This is a genomic window from Streptomyces sp. NPDC005262 (assembly GCF_042872425.1).
Classification (GTDB): Bacteria; Actinomycetota; Actinomycetes; order Streptomycetales; family Streptomycetaceae; genus Streptomyces.
In genome coordinates, this window is sequence record NZ_JBIAKK010000003.1 from 357,766 (window position 1) to 374,012 (window position 16,247).

Sequence of the window (16,247 nt, forward strand, 5' to 3'; positions counted from 1 at the left end):
ATGGAAGGATCATCGGGTGTCGCACCCTGACCGCGCTCCGGTCCCGCCCAGAACGGACAGCGCACGCACGGAGGAGGGCCCGACACGGGGCGGATCCCCGGAGCACGTCCCGGACCGTGACGCCGCAGGCCCGGCCGTCGCCACGAATGACAACCCCGGCGAGGCCGTCGCCCGCGGCCGGCGGGAAAGGCACCCGGCCGCGGTGCGCAGCGTGGCGTGGGTGACCACCGCTCTGGCCGCCGCGCTCGTGCTCTTCGCTCTCCTCCTGCCGAACCAGGTCAGCCGAATCACGCCCGGTGCGTTCGCCCGCATTCCGGTGGAGGGGATCCTCGGCGTCGCCGTACTGCTCGTCCTGCCGCCGAAGCCGCGGCGGGTGGTGGCGGTACTCGCCGGGGTGGGCCTCGGTCTGCTGACCATCCTGAAGTTCCTCGACATGGGTTTCTACGCGAGTCTCGACCGGCCGTTCGATCCGGTTCTCGACTGGATCCTGCTCGACGACGCCGAAGCCTTCCTCAGGGACTCGGTCGGCCAGGCCGACGCGATCGGTGCGCTGATCGGGGTCGCGGCCCTCGCTCTCGCCCTGCTCGCCTTCATGACGCTGGCTGTGGTCCGGCTGAGCCGCCTCCTGGTCCGGCACAACGCCGTGGCCACCCGTACCACCTTGGTGCTCGGGACCGCCTGGATCACCTTCACGGCGCTCGGCACGCAGATCGCCGGCGTGCCGGTCGCCTCCAGGAACTCGGCCACCCTCGTCGAGGACCGCGCCGACTCGGTGCGGGCAAGCTTCAAGGATGAGCGGGAGTTCGAAAAGCAGTCTGCCGTCGATGCCTTCGGCGACACCCCGGCCGACCAGCTGCTGTCCGGGCTGCGCGGCAAGGACGTCATCTTCACCTTCATCGAAAGCTACGGCCGCTCCGCAGTCGAGGACCCGGCGATGGCGCCGCAGGTCGACGCGGTGCTCGCGGACGGGACCAGTCGGCTGAGCGCGGCCGGGTTCTCCTCGCGAAGCGGCTGGCTCACCTCGCCCACGACGGGCGCCGGTAGCTGGCTTGCCCACACCACCTTCATGTCAGGCCTGTGGATCGACAATCAGCAGCGCTATCGCAGCGTCACCTCGAGCAACCGCCTGACCCTCACCGGCGCCTTCCGACGCGCCGACGCCTGGCGGACGGTCGGCATCATGCCGGGCGTCACCCGGGCCTGGCCGGAGGGGAAGTTCTTCGGCCTCGACAACGTGCACGACTCCCGGCAGCTCGGCTACAAGGGGCCGAAGTTCAGCTGGACGCCCGTACCCGACCAGTACAGTCTGTCCGCATTCGAACGCCTGGAGCACGGCAAGCCGGGCCGTGACCCCTTGATGGCGGAGATCATTCTCGCCTCCAGTCACAACCCCTGGGCACCCATCCCCAAGATGATCGGCTGGGACGAGGTCGGTGACGGCTCGGCGTACGACGCCATGAAGAAGGCCGGCAAGGACCCCGAAGAAGTGTGGCGGGACCCCGCCCAGGTGCGAACCGAGTACCGGCGTGCCATCGAATACTCGTTGCACAGTCTCATCTCCTACGTGGAGAAGTACGGCGACGACAACACCGTGCTCGTCTTCCTCGGCGACCATCAGCCGGTGACGACCGTGACCGGCGGCAAGTTCGGCCGGGACGTACCGGTCGCGATCGTCGCCCACGATCCGGCCGTGCTGGACCACATTTCCGGCTGGGGCTGGCAGGACGGTCTGAAGCCCGGTCCGTCAGCTCCGGTCTGGAGAATGGACACCTTCCGCGACCGCTTCCTGACCGCCTTCGGTCCGCAGCCGGGCCCCGATCCGTCCTCGCCGACCCGGTGACCAGAGGCATCGGCACTGGACCAGGCGGAGCCATGACGTCGCGTCGGCTCGCCACAGCGCAGTCGACGTCACGGAGGATGCGCGACAGAAACGGAAGGTTCACGCACTGATGCGGCAGGCCGCTCGAGCAGGCGAAATGCTGCGGAGACACCAGCGGTGGCTGTTCGCGCTCGTCGTGGTCGTGCTCCTCGCCGAGATGGCGGTCGCGATGGTCACGACGGCCGTGAAGCAGACCCCGACCATCGACGAGCCCGTGTACGTGGGCACGGCGGTGGTCTACCTGCAGCAGCACAGCCTGCGGTACAACCCCGAGCATCCGCCGCTGGGCAAGCTGATCATCGCGTCGGGGACGGCCTTCGCCGACGCGCACCTCGACCGCGCCTTCGCCGGCGATCAGACGGAGCTCGGACGGCACCTCCTGTACGAATCGGGAAATGATCCGTGGCGTCTGATGCTGTGGGCGCGGTTGCCGGTGATCGTGCTGACGCTGCTGTTCGGGCTGGTCGTCCTCGCGTTCGCCCATGACCTCGCCGGTCCCGTGGGCGGGTTGGTGGCGCTCGGTCTGTACGCGTTCTCGCCCGACGTCATCGCGCACGGTTCGCTGGCCACACTTGACGTACCGGCGGCCGGCTTCCTGTTGACGTCGGTCTGGCTGTTGTGGCGGGCACGGCGGCGGCCTCGCCTCTGCCTCCCGCTCGCCGGAGTGGCGCTCGGCGCGGCCGTGGCCACGAAGATGAGCGCGTTGCCCGCGGTTCCGGTGCTGTTGCTCCTCGTCGTCCTGTCGGTCCGCCACGCCGGGCGGGCGCACCACGCCGGCCCCCGGGGGCGGACGCGGCTTCTCGTGCTCGGCCTGGCCGCCGCATCGGTGGTGGCGCTGGTCGCGATCGCCGTGGTGTGGGCCACCTACCTCGCCGTGGACCCGCAGTTGCGATGGGCCGGTCCCGAGAACCTGCCGGTCGCCCACGGGCTGCGCGCACATGTCGTCGACCGGCTCCCGTTCCCGGAGCCGTACCGGGACGGCATGCGCATCCAGTTCGGCTTCGAGGACATGACGTGGAGCGGCTTCCTGTTCGGCCGCCACTACCACGGATCGCTGTGGTACTACCTGCCGACCGCGCTGCTGATAAAGACGCCGCTGGGCATGCTCGCGCTGTGGGCGGCCGGTGCCGTCGCCACCGTGACGGTGCCCCGGTTGCGGTCCGCGGCACCGTACGTGCTGGTCCCGACGGTGGTGCTGCTGGCCGCGGCCATGACCGGGTCCCGCGATCTCGGCGTGCGGTACGCCCTCTTCATGCCGATGTTCCTGGCAGTCGCCGCGGCCGGAGTGACCGCCTTCCGACGGCGGTCGGCGCACATCGCGTCGGCGGCGCTGATCCTGTTCGTCGCGGTGAGTTCGCTGCGGACGTACCCGTACTACCTGCCGTACTCCAACGAGGCGTTCGGCGGCCCGGCCAGGACTCACCTGCGTCTGCACGACTCGAACGTCGACTGGGGTCAGGACCTGGGCCGGTTGGCCGCCCGTCTGCGGCAGCGGTACCCGGACGAGAAGATCTGGCTCGTCTACAAGGGCAGCGGCGTGCCCTCCTTCTACGGCATCGACGCGTCCGACCCGCGCAAGGTTCCCCCGAGCGAGGTTCACGGGCTCCTCGTCGTGTCGGACTCCTCTGTCGCCAAGGCCGACGACCGACTGGCGACGCTGATCGACACCAGCGTGCGCATCGACGAGGTGGGCCACTCGATCACGATCTACCGCCGGGCGACGCGCCTGCACGGGGCACTCCGGGCGATGTGGCCGCAGCGCGAAGAGGTCGCTCACGACCGTTCCACGACGTGACCGGGCAAGGGAGCGATCATGCGTTTTCGAGCATCGTGTCCCGGACCTCCGTCGCGTTCTCACGGGACCTGACGCACCACAGCCACGTGATGTCACGCGCGAAGGACCAGACGAGCGACGCCAGCGCCACGAGGACGGCGACATACGCGGGCACCCGCGGGATGATTCCGGCGACGACCGCGAGCAGAACGATCCCCTGCAGGGCGGCCACCGTCTTACGGGCCATGCTCGGCCGAAGGGGCCCACGCAGCCACGGCAGCACCCGGGCCGCCACGACGAATACGTAGCGCATGGCCCCGCACAGCAGCACCCATGCGCCCAGCGATGTGGCGACGTGGACGCTGAGCACCAGAATGAGGAAGGCGTCGACTTCCATGTCGAAGCGTGCCCCCAGGGAGGACGCCGTCCCGGTGCGCCGGGCGACCTGGCCGTCGACTGCATCGAGGATCAGCGCCACCGTGGCGAGCGCGACCAGGACCGCGACCGGCGGTCGGCTCACGAAGGAATCAGCGACCAGCGCGGTCACACCCCCGACGAGCGTCGTGCGGGCCAGGGTGACTGTGTTGGCAGGTCCGAAGGGCCTGTTGCCCGCCTGGTCCAGTGCCCGGGTGAGGACGATCCAGACGCCGGCCGTGAAGACCAGGCCTGTCAGCCATCCCGCGGCTCCCAGCCCGGCCGTCATGCCGAGAAGGACCAGCAGCAGTGTCTGCCCGGCTGCCCCCGACGCCGGCTCCGGGCGCAGCAGACGAGTTCTGTATGTGCTGCTCCGGGTCACCGCGCGCCGCCCTCCTGCTGTGTGACACATTCGCCGAGAACCGCATACGTTTACGCGGTCTCACGATCATCAGAACGTAAACCATCACCCGAGCGTTCAGCAGGAGGTCACCGATGGAGCGAACCGCACGCGCCTTCTGGCTCCGCTCCCCCGGCCACGGCGAGATACGGGACGTTCCGCTGCCGGAGCCGGCGGGCGACGACGTCGTGGTGCGCACGCTGTACTCCGGCGTGAGCCGTGGCACCGAGAGCCTCGTCTTTCGCGGCGGAGTGCCGGAGAGTCAGCACACCGCGATGCGGGCGCCGTTCCAGGACGGCGATTTCCCCGGTCCCGTCAAGTACGGCTATCTCAACGTCGGCCTTGTCGAGGAAGGACCGGCGCACCTCGTGGGCCGTACGGTCTTCTGTCTCTACCCGCACCAGAGCCGGTACGTCGTCCCTGCGAGTGCGGTGACCCCGGTGCCGGACACCGTGCCCGCCGGGCGGGCCGTGCTGGCCGGAACGGTGGAGACCGCTGTGAACGCCTTGTGGGACGCCGCACCGCTGATTGGCGACCGGATCGCCGTAGTCGGAGCGGGCATGATCGGATGCTCCGTCGCCGCGCTTCTGGCCCGGTACCCTGCCGTCCGCGTCCAGCTGGTCGATTCCGATCCCACCCGCGCCGCCGTCGCCGGAGCGCTGGGCGTCGACTTCGCGCTCCCCGAACATGCCCTGGGCGACTGCGACCTCGTGGTCCACGCGAGCGCCACCGAAGGTGGGCTCACCCGCTCGCTGGAGCTCCTCGCCCCGGAGGGCACGGTCCTGGAACTGAGCTGGTACGGCGACCGGCGAGTCAGCCTGTCGCTCGGGGAGGCCTTCCACTCCGGTCGTCTGGTCCTGCGCGGCAGCCAAGTGGGGACCGTGTCTCCGGCCCGGAGCTCCCGCCGCACCTTCGCCGATCGGCTCGCCCTCTCGCTCGACCTGCTCGCCGACCCCGCCTTCGACGCGCTGATCACCGACGAATGCGCCTTCGAGGAGCTGCCGTCGGTGCTGGTCAGGATCGGCAGGGGTGATCTTCCCGGGTTGTGCCACCGCGTGCTGTACGACACGACCCCAGTGTCACGGGTCACGGCTGAGCGTTGAACGAAACTCGCCATGGAACCTGTCGGGACCTGCTGAACGCACAGCATGTTCCAGCCGTACTGAACGACAAGGGCCGCGAGCGGCCACATGGGTCGGACCAGGAGGTCACAGCCGTTGTTCAGTGTCACCGTCCGCGAGCACTTCATGATCGCCCACAGTTTCCGCGGGGAGGTTTTCGGTCCCGCGCAGCGTCTGCACGGAGCGACGTACGTGGTGGACGCCTCCTTTCGCCGTCCCGAGCTGGACGCCGACAACATCGTCGTCGACATCGGGCTGGCCACCACTGAACTCAGACGCGTGGTGGGCGAGTTCAACTACCGGAACCTCGATGACGAATCCGAGTTCGCGAACGTCAACACCTCGACGGAATTCCTGGCCAAGGTCATCGCCGACCGTCTGGCCGACCAGGTTCGCGCCGGAGCACTGGGCGAGGGCGCACACGGCCTGACCGGCATCACGGTGACCCTGCACGAATCACACATCGCGTGGGCGAGCTACGAGCGGCTCCTGTGAACCCCGCGGCTGCCACCACGACGACCGGGCCCTCGGTCATCGTGGTGATGCCCGGTGGCGTCGACGATCCGTCCGCACCGAGCGGGGGCAACACCTACGACCGCAGAGTGTGCCGGGACCTGCCCCGGATCGGCTGGCAGGTCCACGAGTACGCCGTCGCGGGCGCCTGGCCGCAGCCCCCGGCCACCGCGCGTGCGGAACTGGCCCGGGTGCTCGGGGAGTCGGCGGACGGCGCCGTCGTCCTCCTCGACGGAATCGTCGCCTGCGCCGTCCCCGACATCGTCGTCCCCGAAGCCGAACGGTTGCGCCTGGTGGTGCTCGTCCACCTGCCGCTGGGCGACGAGACAGGCACCGCCCCGGGCGTGGCCGCAGCCCTGAACGCCGGAGAGCGCAGGACCTTGCAGGCCGCGGCGGCGGTCGTGGCGACCAGCGACTGGGCGGCCGCCCGGCTCGTGGCCCACCACGGACTCGACCCCCGCCGGGTCCACGTCGCCGCCCCCGGAGCCGACGCGGAACCTCTCGCCGCCGGTACCGCAACCGGTAGCGGCTGCACCCCGAGCCTGCTCTGCGTGGCCTCTGTGACTCCGCGCAAAGGGCAGCTCCAGCTGGTGGAGTCCCTCGCGGCCGTCAAAGACCTTGCGTGGAACTGCGTCTGTGTCGGCGGACTGGGCCAGGATCCCGGCTACGTCACCCGGCTCCGGGAACTGATCGAGCGGTACCGCCTCGGCGACCGGGTACACCTTGTCGGCCCACGGACAGGCCCCGAGCTGAACGCGAGCTACGCCGGCGCCGACCTGCTGCTGCTCGCCTCGCACGCCGAGACGTACGGCATGGTGGCGACGGAGGCTCTTGCCCGCGGCGTCCCCGTACTGGCGACGGCGGTCGGTGGACTCCCGGAAGCGGTCGGACTCGCACCCGGCAAGGGCGTGCCGGGCATCCTGGTGCCACCGCAGGACCCGGCAGCATTCGCCTCGGCGTTGCGCCTCTGGCTCGGTGAGCCGGCCGAACGCCGACGTTCGAAGGAGGCCGCCATGGCTCGGCGCACCGCGCTGGCCGGGTGGGACACCACCTCGCGCAGTCTGGCCGCGGTGCTGGAAGAACTTCGCAGGGAACCTCTGGAGGCGACGTGACCGGGACCGGTGCGACTCGCTTCGCCCCGCAGTGGCTGGCGCTGCGGGAAGGTGCCGATGCGGCCGCCCGCGCATCCGGACTCCTCGGCCCGCTGCGGCAGCATCTGGAGGCCGCAGCCGGTGGGCCCGGTGGCGCGGAACCGGCGCCAGGGCGCTCGACTTCGGTGATCCGCGATCTCGGGTGCGGCACCGGTTCCATGGGGCGCTGGCTCGCTCCCCGGCTGAACGGTCCCCAGCACTGGATCCTGCACGACCATGACCCGGATCTGCTCGACCTGGCCGCTGCTCGAATGCCTCGCACGGCCGCCGACGGCAGTCCCGTCACCGTCGCAACGGAACGCGGCGATGTCGCGCGGCTGACCGCGAACGTCCTGTCAGGCACTTCGCTGGTGACGGCCTCCGCTCTGCTGGACCTGCTCACCCGCGAAGAGCTGAACGGACTGGCCGCGGCCTGCGCCGGGGCCGGCTGCCCGGCGCTGCTGTCGCTCTCCGTGGTGGGAAGGGTTCATCTCACCCCGGCAGACCCGCTGGACGCCGAGATCCTGCACGCGTTCAACGCCCACCAGCGCCGCGTGGACCGGGGCCGCCGGCTCCTCGGGCCCGACGCCGTCGCGGCAGCCTCCGAAGCCTTCGCACGTCATGGCCTGACCGTGCGAGACCACGCGAGCCCGTGGCGGCTCGGTTCCGGTCCTCGTTCGCTGCCCTGCGACGCGTCGCGCCGGACGCAGGAGGTCGATCCGTACGGATCCGGAAGCCGGGACCTGGGCTCCTGCGAGTCCGCGCTGACCGCGGAGTGGCTTCGGGGCTGGGTCGGCGCCGCTCGTGACCAGCGGCCGGGCCTCGCACAGCGTGCGGATGCGTATCTGAGGCGCCGCCTGGCGGAGTGCTGGGCAGGCGAGTTGCAGGTCGTGGTGCATCACAGGGATGTGCTGGCCCTGCCCGGGCCGACGGGTGGGTCTTCGTGACGCCGCGGGTCGTGCGGGCCCGTCTCGGCATGCTCGCCGGCACGGTCATCGTCGTGGGGATGCTGTGGTGGCAGGGCACCGCCGTCATCCTGGACGGCGTGCGCGGGATCGACGGCCCCACCCTCCTGGCCGCTCTCGGTCTCGGCATGCTCACCACCGTGTGCAGTGCGTGGCGTTGGTGCCTGGTGGCCAAAGGGCTGAATGTGCGGCTGCCGCTGGGCCGGGCCGTCGCCGACTACTACCGTGCTCTCTTCCTGAACGCGGCGCTGCCCGGTGGCGTACTCGGCGACGTACACCGTGGCGTGCGGCACGGGCAGAGTGCGGGTGACGTCGGCCGGGGGGTCCGCACCGTCGTCCTCGAACGCGTTGCGGGCCAAGTGGTCCTTGCCGCAGTCGGCGTGACGCTCCTGCTCACGCGGCCCTCCCTGGCACTTGACAGGGTCGGCCATCTCACCGAGCGGACCGCCACTGCTCCGGGTGTCCTGTCCGCTCTCCTCGTGATGTCCGGGCTGGTGATCGTGGGTGCTGTCCGGCTCCGCGGGAAGCGGAGCACATCCCGGTGGCACCGTGCGGTTCGGGCCACGGTGTCCGAAGCGCGTCTCGGACTGCTCGCCCGCGGAAGCTGGCCGGGGGTTCTGATCTCGTCCCTTGCCGTGCTGGCGGGACATCTCGGCATGTTCCTTCTCGCCGCCAGAACCGCAGGATCGACGGCGCCGGCGACGGAACTGGTGCCGCTGATGGTGCTGGCCCTCCTCGCCATGGCGCTGCCGCTGAACGTCGGGGGCTGGGGGCCCAGGGAGGGGGTCACCGCATGGGCCTTCGGAGCTGCGGGGATGAGTGCCGCGCAGGGGCTGACCGTCGCCGTGGTGTATGGACTACTCACCTTCGTCGCGAGCCTGCCCGGTATCGGCGTGCTCGTCACCCACTGGTTCACCGGTATGCGTGGTCCGCAGATCGAGCTCGAAGAGAGTGTCCTCGCCGAGAGCGGCGCGCCGGGTCGGCGGGCGAAGCGCATCGCGCATCAGCGCCGGGCCGGGGAAGCCGAGCCCCGGGACTCCGTCGCCGAGCAGGACCGGTGCCACTGTGAGGTAGAGGCGGTGCAGCGCCCGCGCGTGGAGAAAGCGCGACACGGTGATTCCGCCGCCCTCGACAAGCACGCGGCCCAGCCCACGTCGCGCGAGTTCCCGCAGCAGACGTCGAGGGGCGAACGCAGCGGTGTCGGGCAGGGCCAGTATGTCGACGCCCTCCATGGCCGGAACGGCCTGCCCCCGCTCCTTGTCCGCGCCCACCACCCACAGGGTGGGTGCTGCCCCGTCATTGAACACTCGGTGGCGGAGCGGAACCCGGCGGTGCGGATCGAGGACGACGCGAACCGGGTTGCCACCCGTGCAGGTACGGACCGTCAGCCGGGGATCGTCCGCGACGGCGGTGCCGGCACCGACGACCACCGCGTCGGAGAGGGCACGCAGGCGGTGCAGATGGTCGCGGTCCTCCGTGCCCGTGACATAGTCGGCGTCTCCGGTACGGCTCGCGATGAATCCGTCCAGGCTCTGTCCCAGCTGCGCGATGGCGAAGCGCGGACCGCCCAGACAGAACGGCAGATAACGGTCGGCGAGGATGTCCGCCTCGGGCGAGGCGCACCCCCACCGGTGTCGGCCGTCAGTCCCCCGGATCAGTCCGGCAGCCTCGGCGTCCGCCCCGGACCGGATACCGCGCAGCCGCTCCCAGGCTTCCGCCGCATCAAGCACGCCGTCGCGCTGTTCCGCCGAGCGACCGGTCACCGCGTTCCCCGCCGGACGATGGCCGACGGCCGGCCTTCCTCGGCACCGGACGGCCGGGATCCGGTCTCCGCCGGAACCAGGAGCTCATCCGGCGCCAGCAGCGAGAGGTATTCGGCGAAGGAATCGACGAGACCGGTCAGCAACTGCTTTCCCTTTTCGGCGGATGCCAAGGAAGGACGGCCGATCACACCGGATTCCGTATAGGCCTCCATGCCGAGAGTGAGCAAATGCTTCCGATCGTCGGCGAGGAAATCTGAGGTCTCATAACCGGGGCGGATCATTCCCGGATCCACATGCAGCAGGATGGACGTCTCCAATTCTCCCGCATGCATGTCGCTGTACGAAGACGTGCTCAGGCCGGCCACGTCCCGCGCCCTGTCCCAGTCGGTCGGCCCGGGGAAAAGCGCCATGCGAGTCCCCGTCCCCGCGGACTCCTGAACTGCGTTGCGCAGTGCATAGTTTCCACCGTGTCCGTTGATCAGAACCAGATTATTGATACCGGATCGACGGAGCGATTCGGCGATGTCCCGGACAACGGCGCACAAGGTGGTCGCGGAAATGCTCACCGTTCCCGGCCAGGCGGCGTGTTCGTGCGAGCAGGAGATCGTCACCGGGGGCAGACGGTGCACCGCGTGCGAGGCGGCGATCTCCCGGGCGATGGCGCAGGCCACGACCGTATCGGTCATCAGGGGCAGATGCGGCCCGTGTTGCTCGAAGCTGCCGATGGGAAGAACTGCGACACCAGCCCGACCGGCTCCCGCATCCGCCGTCGTCGTGTCCAGTGACAACAGATCAGGTATCCGCGTGCGCCCTCGGCGTTCACTCATGTTTCCCGACTCATTCCTTCTTCGCGCCACGAGATCCGACCACCGGCCGGTCCGAATTGGACAGCACACGGACGGAAGTTCCGTACGCGCCCCCGAGAGCAGGCTACGCAAAGTCTATGCATTCATAAGTCGAACACGATGACTTGGCGGACCAGTTGTCCTCCCGTCATCGACTTCCGGCCCATCGGCCAAGGCTACCCGATATGATCGGGCCATGATAGAGAGCGATGGCGCACACCGCGACAGCGCGCGTTCAACAGGCGCTGAACGAGCGACAACTGTCCAGCTGTCGACCGAGCACGGCGTTTTCCGTGCCGTCGGCTACTGGGATCACAATCGCAGCGATGAACAAATAGCGCTGGTATACGGCGACATCGAGGGAGACGGTGCGCTCACCCGGGTACATTCGGAGTGTTTGACCGGAGACACCTTTGGATCCAACCATTGCGAGTGTGGGGACCAACTGTCCGCGGCACTACGCGCCATCGTGGGCGAAGGACGCGGCGTACTCATCTACCTGCGAGGTCACGAAGGCCGGGGAATCGGCCTGTTGGCCAAGCTCCGAGCGATGCAGCTCCAGGCCGAGGGACTTGACACGGTCGAGGCGAATATCGCGCTCGGGCTCCCGGTCGACGCCCGCGACTACCAAGTGGCGGCGGAGATTCTGCACGACCTCGGGGTCCGGTCCGTGCGGCTGCTGTCGAACAACCCACGCAAGCGTGAAGCGCTGCTGCAGCACGGCATCAAGGTCACCGAACAGGTTCCGCTGCTGACAGAGCCGCGTGAGGAGAATCTCGTCTACCTGCGGACCAAGCGAGAGCGCCTTGGCCATCATCTGCCGCATCTGGAAGGCGGGGTCGACCGGACCTGACGCCTGGGCGGAGCCCGGTGCGCGGCGCAGCCCGTGCAGAGGCGTACAGCAGCCTCCGGGGGCGACGGCAGGCTGTCGTAGCCCGTTGCTTTGATCATCAAGCGATCTCAGCAATCCCGATGTTTCCGCCGGAATGGTCCGTAACGGGTCATCAGAGCGTGAGTTGCGCGCTGGTGTCCTGTTGACGGTCTCCCGTTTCCTTCCCGGCCCGGGGGCTGGGGATCGCGCCACCTGCCCGCCCCGTCCGGGCCTTGCGGCGCGGTCGGGTGACGCGGGTCTTCCGGTCGGCTCCACGGGGCTTCGACTTCGCCTTGGCGAGGTCCAGGTCTCCGGCCACTCCGGTACCTGTCATACGGGCCGCGAGAGCGACCAGGTTGTGTCCGGCGTTCGCGTCCCGGTCAAGGACGAGGCCGCAGTTCTCGCACTCGAAGAGGCGCACGCTGAGGGGCAGTTTGGATTTCACCGCACCGCAGCGGGAGCAGGTCTTCGAGGAGGGGTACCAGCGGTCGGCGACGATGAGTCGCGTGCCGCGCCGGCGGGTCTTGTAGGTGAGCTGGCGTCGGATCTCGCCGAACGCGGCGTCCGCGACGCGGCGGGACAGGCGCCTGTTGCGGCCCATTCCGGCGACGTTGAGGTTTTCGACGACGATCGTGCCGTACTCGCAGGCGAGGCGGGTCGTCATCTGGTGGAGGGTGTCCTCACGGAGGTTCGCGACCCGGTGATGGATCTTATTCCGCGCCTGACTGGCCTTCTCCCAGCGCTTCGACGCCTGCTGCCCGGTGCGCCGGTCGGGGCCGCGGCGGCGGGAGACGGCACGGCTGGCGCGGCGCAGCTGTTTCTGCGCGCGGTCGAGGTGGCGTGGGTTGGGTTCTGCGTCGAGGGCACCGTCGCTGTCCGCGAGGACTGCCAGGGTCTTGATGCCGAGGTCGACGCCGACCGCCGCATCCGGACGGGCAACCTTGACCAGCTCGTGCTTCTCCTCGACCTGCAACGACACGAACCAGCGCCCCCGGTTAAGACGTGCGGTCGCGGACAGGATCCGCATGTTCCCGGCGTCGGCGAGGGCCCGCAGGCGGGAGGCATCCTCGTGGAGGCGGACCCTGCCGATCCTGGGCAGGGTGATATGCCTGCCGTCAGGCTCGATACGGATCGTGCCGGTAGTGAACCGGCAGGCAAGGCGCGCTTTCCGCTTCGCCTTGAAGCGGGGGATGCCCATCTTGCGCCCCTTGCGCTTGCCGCTCTTCGACTTCGCATAGTTATCGAACGCGGCCGACGCGCCTGCCAGACCGGTGTTGTATGCCTCCTTGGAGTTCTCCTCCCACCAGCCGGCAAAGCGCGGGTTGGTGCGCTTGTCCTCGTTGAACGCCTTCCGCAGCGAGGGCAGCGTCCACGACCGCCACTCAGTCAGCTCGTCCTCGGGGATTCCGTACGACTGCTCGGCCTTACGCTGGCACCACACGGCAGTGACGTACGCGACCGCCCAGTTGTACGCGGCCCGCGCGGCACCTCCATGCGAGTGCAGGTGGCGGTTGGCCGTGGCGTTCGGGTCCAGCGCGAGCTTGTGCGCGAGGACGTTGAAGCCGGCCTGCGGCTTGAACTTCTTCATCCGGCCACATCCGGGCCGGTGACGACGGCGATGGCCTGGGCGGCGCGATTCTTCGCGGAGCGGCGGCCTTACAGGCGTGCGCACATCGAGGTCAGGACCTCGGTGATGTCCCGTACGAGGTCGTCAGCGGTCTCCGCCGGGTCAAGGACGACCAGGCGTCGCCCGGAGGCCGAGAGGGCTCCTTCGAGGTGCTCGACGCCGAACCGGGCAAGGCGGTCGCGGTGCTCGACCACGATCGTGCCGACACCCGGGTCAGCGAGCAGCCGGTGCAGCTTGCGGCGGCGCCCGTTCAAGCCGGAGCCGACCTCCGTCACCACGTCAGCGACCGTGAGGCCCTGAGCCGTTGCGCCCTGCACGGTCCGGGCGACCTGACGCTCCAGGTCCGCTTTCTGGTCACCGGACCAGACACGGCAGTACGCCACGACCCGTCCCGCAGCCGGCGGGGCAGGCTCGGTCACGAGCCACGTACCCGACGGCGTCTGGACGACCGGGACCGGCATACGGCCCTCTTTCGCCCAGGTCCACGCGGTCTGGTAGTGCACGCCGTTGCGCGCTGCCCACTCGGAAAGCTTCACGACATCAGGGTATTCACTGAGGATGACGGATACCCACTGAAAAAAGTGGGAACTGTTGTTCACCCTCCCCCGGGTCAAGGAATCGCCCTCCTTCGTCGGGGCGACCACCCCGCGAACCAGGCACCCGTCCCCGTCTACCAGCTGCCACCGAGGGGACAGCAGGGGTAGTCGAAACCGACTGTCGGCAGGGACATCCACCGCAGTACAGGTGGTGGAGAACCGGTTCGCTGCCGACGCTTGCCTTCACGGATCCGCCCGGTCCGAAGCCGAGGCTCCGGTGGCGGAGCGAGTCATTCGGTGTATTTACTGAGACGGTATGCAGCCGGCAGCTGCCGTCGTGAGCACAGTGCCCTCCTCATCCATGGCGACGCGGACCGCCTCCTGCCCGTACGAGAACACCGCCGGCCGGCTGCCTCACCTGCTGAAGCACCTCACCTCGGTGACGGTGATGGTGGTCCGCACAAAGATGCCCGGACCACCTGCGGAGGTTGCCCCCCCGCTGCTGGACTCCGTGAAGGGATGAGCGGCCTATGACAGGAATGAGTGGTCCGGCCCGGCACCTGCGTGGCCTCCTGGCCGGGGCCGCCGCGGGCGCTGCCGGGTGCACGGTCCTGGACACGGTCGGGTACCTCGACATGGTGATCCGCGGCCGAGGAGCGAGTACGACACCCGAGGTCACCGTGGAGCGGCTGTCGGAGATCCTGCACGTTCGCATCCCGGGCGACGAGAACGCACGGGAGAACCGCGTCAGCGGTCTGGGCCCCCTGACCGGTGTGGCGGCAGGTGTGGGGATGGGCGCCGTGCTCGGGCTCGCTCTGTCCTGTGGTTGGCGGCCGAGTAACGCGGTCCTGACCGCCGCGGCAACGACGGGGGCGCTGATCGGGACCAACGGCCCGATGACCGTGTTGCGCGTGACCGACCCGCGCACGTGGTCACGCTCCGACTGGGTCGCCGACATCGTTCCGCACGTGGCCTACGCGCTGGTGACCGCCGCCGTCGTCCGGGGCCTGGAACCTGGCCCGCGCGATCACGGCGGCCGGATCCGCGCGGGAGTACGGGAGTGCGGCGCCGCGCTCCGGCACACCCTGGGCTCATGACCGACGAGTACGCGGGCGGGATTCCGGCAGCGTCGAGCAGTGCCTGTTCCACCGACCGCGGGCCGGTGGTGGACATCCGCGTCGCCAACCCGGTCCGGCGGTTCCCCGATGCAGACGCACCTGCTGTGCCCAGCGCGGTCATCACCGGATGAGGCATCGCCCACCATCCCTACCTGCACGAACGGGACCGGTTCACCTCCTCGGCCGGGCCGCGGCACGTACCGCGCCAGGACACTCCAGCAGCCCAACCCGGCTGGTCGGTCCAGGCGTACACCGTCGCCGAGCGGGTGGCCGACCACGGCTAGTTCCCGGGCTCATACGTGCTGGGGCAGCAGGGCGATCACCACGGACAGCGAGGCAATACCCGCGACCGTCGAGAGCATCAGAGTCGATCCGGCAACCCTGGACTGCACTCCGAAGGGCGCGCCCAATACCAGCCCGAAGAATCCGCTGGGAATGGCGGTGAGCAGCACGGCCTCCGTGGTGCTGAGCCTGTCGAGGCCGAGGAGCAGGCACAGCCCCCAGACGAACAGCGGCATGAGCCCGTTCTTCACCACGATGCCGTACGCCACGTTCGGCCCGAACGACACCTTCTGCGCGGAGAGCAGTAGTCCGGTGAGGAACAGGGCCGCACCCGCACCGGCCTGACCGATGGGCATCAGTGTCTTCTCGACCAGTTCGGGCATGTGCACGCCGCTGAGCACGAGCACGATGGCGAGCATCGGGGCCCAGAAAATGGGCCGGCGCACCGACTTGCCCAATGCGCCGCCGAACCGGGAGAGAGTGGACCCCGGCGCATCCGGGCCCAGCTTGGAGTCCTCCAGCAGGGCCAGACTGAACGGCACGATCGTCACAGCCCCTACCGCGAGGCCGATGGCGACGGCGATGGCCCCACGGGCGCCGACCACGGCGGCGGACAACGCGAGGCCGATGGAGGCATAGTTCGGGAACGCGACGGTGAGGGCCTGCACTGCGGCCTCCGCCTTCTGCAGCCCGAACGTTCTTTGCTGCAGCACCAGAGTCACGGCGTACACGACAGCCAGGGCGACGACAGTCACCACGATGTACCCGGCGTGCGCGGTGATGTCGGACCGGTCCGTGGAGGAGATCGACACGAACAGCGACGCCGGGATGGCGAAATCCATGACCAGCTTGTTGATCGAGGAAACGTCCCGGTTGTCGACGTATCCCCGCAGGCCGGCGCCGAACCCGAGGGCGAGGGCGAAGAAGACGGGGAGCAGGGCCGTCGCGATCTCGTGCACCATGCAAAAACTATAGACTTCTGCATTAATCGCTATGGATAATGACTTTC

Annotated in this window: 15 protein-coding genes and 2 pseudogenes; 11 read left to right on the forward strand and 6 right to left on the reverse strand. The window is 69.2% G+C overall.

The window, feature by feature from the left end:
• The first annotated feature begins 16 nt into the window (after positions 1 to 16).
• Both ACFYP5_RS11505 and ACFYP5_RS11510 read left to right on the forward strand, forming a co-directional pair.
• A complete protein-coding gene (locus tag ACFYP5_RS11505) occupies positions 17 to 1,840 on the forward strand; it encodes a sulfatase (RefSeq protein WP_389033694.1) in 1,824 nt (607 codons plus the stop codon).
• A 136-nt stretch (positions 1,841 to 1,976) separates the two neighbouring features.
• The gene (locus ACFYP5_RS11510) at positions 1,977 to 3,674 is read left to right on the forward strand and encodes a phospholipid carrier-dependent glycosyltransferase (RefSeq protein WP_389033697.1); all 1,698 of its coding nucleotides are present in this window, start codon (positions 1,977 to 1,979) and stop codon (positions 3,672 to 3,674) included.
• Positions 3,675 to 3,690: 16 nt separating this feature from the next.
• Here the strand turns inward: ACFYP5_RS11510 and ACFYP5_RS11515 are convergent, their stop codons facing one another.
• Positions 3,691 to 4,449 carry a CDP-alcohol phosphatidyltransferase family protein gene (locus ACFYP5_RS11515; protein ID WP_389033699.1) on the reverse strand — a complete coding sequence of 253 codons (759 nt, stop codon included), beginning with the start codon at positions 4,447 to 4,449 and terminating at the stop codon, positions 3,691 to 3,693.
• Between the two features lie 113 nt (positions 4,450 to 4,562).
• Here ACFYP5_RS11515 and ACFYP5_RS11520 point away from each other — a divergent pair, with 113 nt between their 5' ends.
• The 5 genes and pseudogenes from ACFYP5_RS11520 to ACFYP5_RS11540 all read left to right on the forward strand — a co-directional run.
• Positions 4,563 to 5,570, forward strand: a complete 1,008-nt coding sequence (locus tag ACFYP5_RS11520; protein WP_389033701.1) for a zinc-binding alcohol dehydrogenase — start codon at positions 4,563 to 4,565, stop codon at positions 5,568 to 5,570.
• Between the two features lie 114 nt (positions 5,571 to 5,684).
• Positions 5,685 to 6,083, forward strand: coding sequence for a 6-pyruvoyl tetrahydropterin synthase family protein (locus tag ACFYP5_RS11525; protein WP_389033703.1), 399 nt, complete (start codon positions 5,685 to 5,687; stop codon positions 6,081 to 6,083).
• A gap of 47 nt (positions 6,084 to 6,130) precedes the next feature.
• Entirely contained in the window at positions 6,131 to 7,213 is a 1,083-nt protein-coding gene (locus ACFYP5_RS11530) for a glycosyltransferase family 4 protein (RefSeq protein WP_389034459.1), read from the forward strand.
• Positions 7,210 to 8,178, forward strand: coding sequence for an SAM-dependent methyltransferase (locus tag ACFYP5_RS11535; protein WP_389033706.1), 969 nt, complete (start codon positions 7,210 to 7,212; stop codon positions 8,176 to 8,178). The genes ACFYP5_RS11530 and ACFYP5_RS11535 overlap by 4 nt, the downstream gene beginning before the upstream one ends.
• Positions 8,179 to 8,207: 29 nt before the next feature.
• Positions 8,208 to 9,122: pseudogene (locus ACFYP5_RS11540) on the forward strand (YbhN family protein); the annotation flags it as partial.
• On the opposite strand, the gene ACFYP5_RS11545 reads toward ACFYP5_RS11540, so the two are convergent.
• Together ACFYP5_RS11545 and ACFYP5_RS11550 are read right to left on the reverse strand one after the other, a co-directional pair.
• On the reverse strand, positions 9,054 to 9,959 hold the full coding sequence (locus ACFYP5_RS11545; RefSeq protein WP_389033708.1) for a RibD family protein: 906 nt from the start codon (positions 9,957 to 9,959) through the stop codon (positions 9,054 to 9,056). The pseudogene ACFYP5_RS11540 and the gene ACFYP5_RS11545 overlap by 69 nt on opposite strands.
• Positions 9,956 to 10,786, reverse strand: coding sequence for a creatininase family protein (locus ACFYP5_RS11550; protein ID WP_389033710.1), 831 nt, complete (start codon positions 10,784 to 10,786; stop codon positions 9,956 to 9,958). Before ACFYP5_RS11550 ends, ACFYP5_RS11545 begins: the two co-directional genes overlap by 4 nt.
• A 214-nt stretch (positions 10,787 to 11,000) precedes the next feature.
• On the opposite strand from ACFYP5_RS11550, the gene ribA reads away from it, so the two are divergent.
• Complete coding sequence (gene ribA / locus ACFYP5_RS11555; RefSeq protein WP_389033713.1) at positions 11,001 to 11,657, forward strand: GTP cyclohydrolase II; 657 nt, start codon at positions 11,001 to 11,003, stop codon at positions 11,655 to 11,657.
• 151 nt (positions 11,658 to 11,808) lie between these two features.
• On the opposite strand, the gene tnpB is transcribed toward ribA, so the two are convergent.
• Both tnpB and ACFYP5_RS11565 read right to left on the reverse strand, forming a co-directional pair.
• Positions 11,809 to 13,263 carry an IS607 family element RNA-guided endonuclease TnpB gene (gene tnpB / locus ACFYP5_RS11560; RefSeq protein ID WP_389033715.1) on the reverse strand — a complete coding sequence of 485 codons (1,455 nt, stop codon included), beginning with the start codon at positions 13,261 to 13,263 and terminating at the stop codon, positions 11,809 to 11,811.
• A gap of 71 nt (positions 13,264 to 13,334) precedes the next feature.
• A pseudogene (locus tag ACFYP5_RS11565) lies at positions 13,335 to 13,838 on the reverse strand (IS607 family transposase); the annotation flags it as partial.
• A gap of 361 nt (positions 13,839 to 14,199) precedes the next feature.
• Here ACFYP5_RS11565 and ACFYP5_RS11570 point away from each other — a divergent pair.
• From ACFYP5_RS11570 to ACFYP5_RS11580, 3 genes are read left to right on the forward strand one after another with little or no spacing between them, the layout of a single operon-like run.
• On the forward strand, positions 14,200 to 14,361 hold the full coding sequence (locus ACFYP5_RS11570; RefSeq protein WP_389033718.1) for a hypothetical protein: 162 nt from the start codon (positions 14,200 to 14,202) through the stop codon (positions 14,359 to 14,361).
• Positions 14,362 to 14,368: 7 nt separating this feature from the next.
• On the forward strand, positions 14,369 to 14,935 hold the full coding sequence (locus ACFYP5_RS11575; protein WP_389033719.1) for a hypothetical protein: 567 nt from the start codon (positions 14,369 to 14,371) through the stop codon (positions 14,933 to 14,935).
• Positions 14,932 to 15,087, forward strand: coding sequence for a hypothetical protein (locus ACFYP5_RS11580; RefSeq protein ID WP_389033721.1), 156 nt, complete (start codon positions 14,932 to 14,934; stop codon positions 15,085 to 15,087). The genes ACFYP5_RS11575 and ACFYP5_RS11580 overlap by 4 nt, the downstream gene beginning before the upstream one ends.
• Positions 15,088 to 15,249: 162 nt before the next feature.
• Here ACFYP5_RS11580 and ACFYP5_RS11585 read toward each other — a convergent pair whose 3' ends face one another.
• Positions 15,250 to 16,200, reverse strand: a complete 951-nt coding sequence (locus tag ACFYP5_RS11585; protein ID WP_389033723.1) for an AEC family transporter — start codon at positions 16,198 to 16,200, stop codon at positions 15,250 to 15,252.
• Between the last annotated feature and the right edge of the window lie 47 nt (positions 16,201 to 16,247).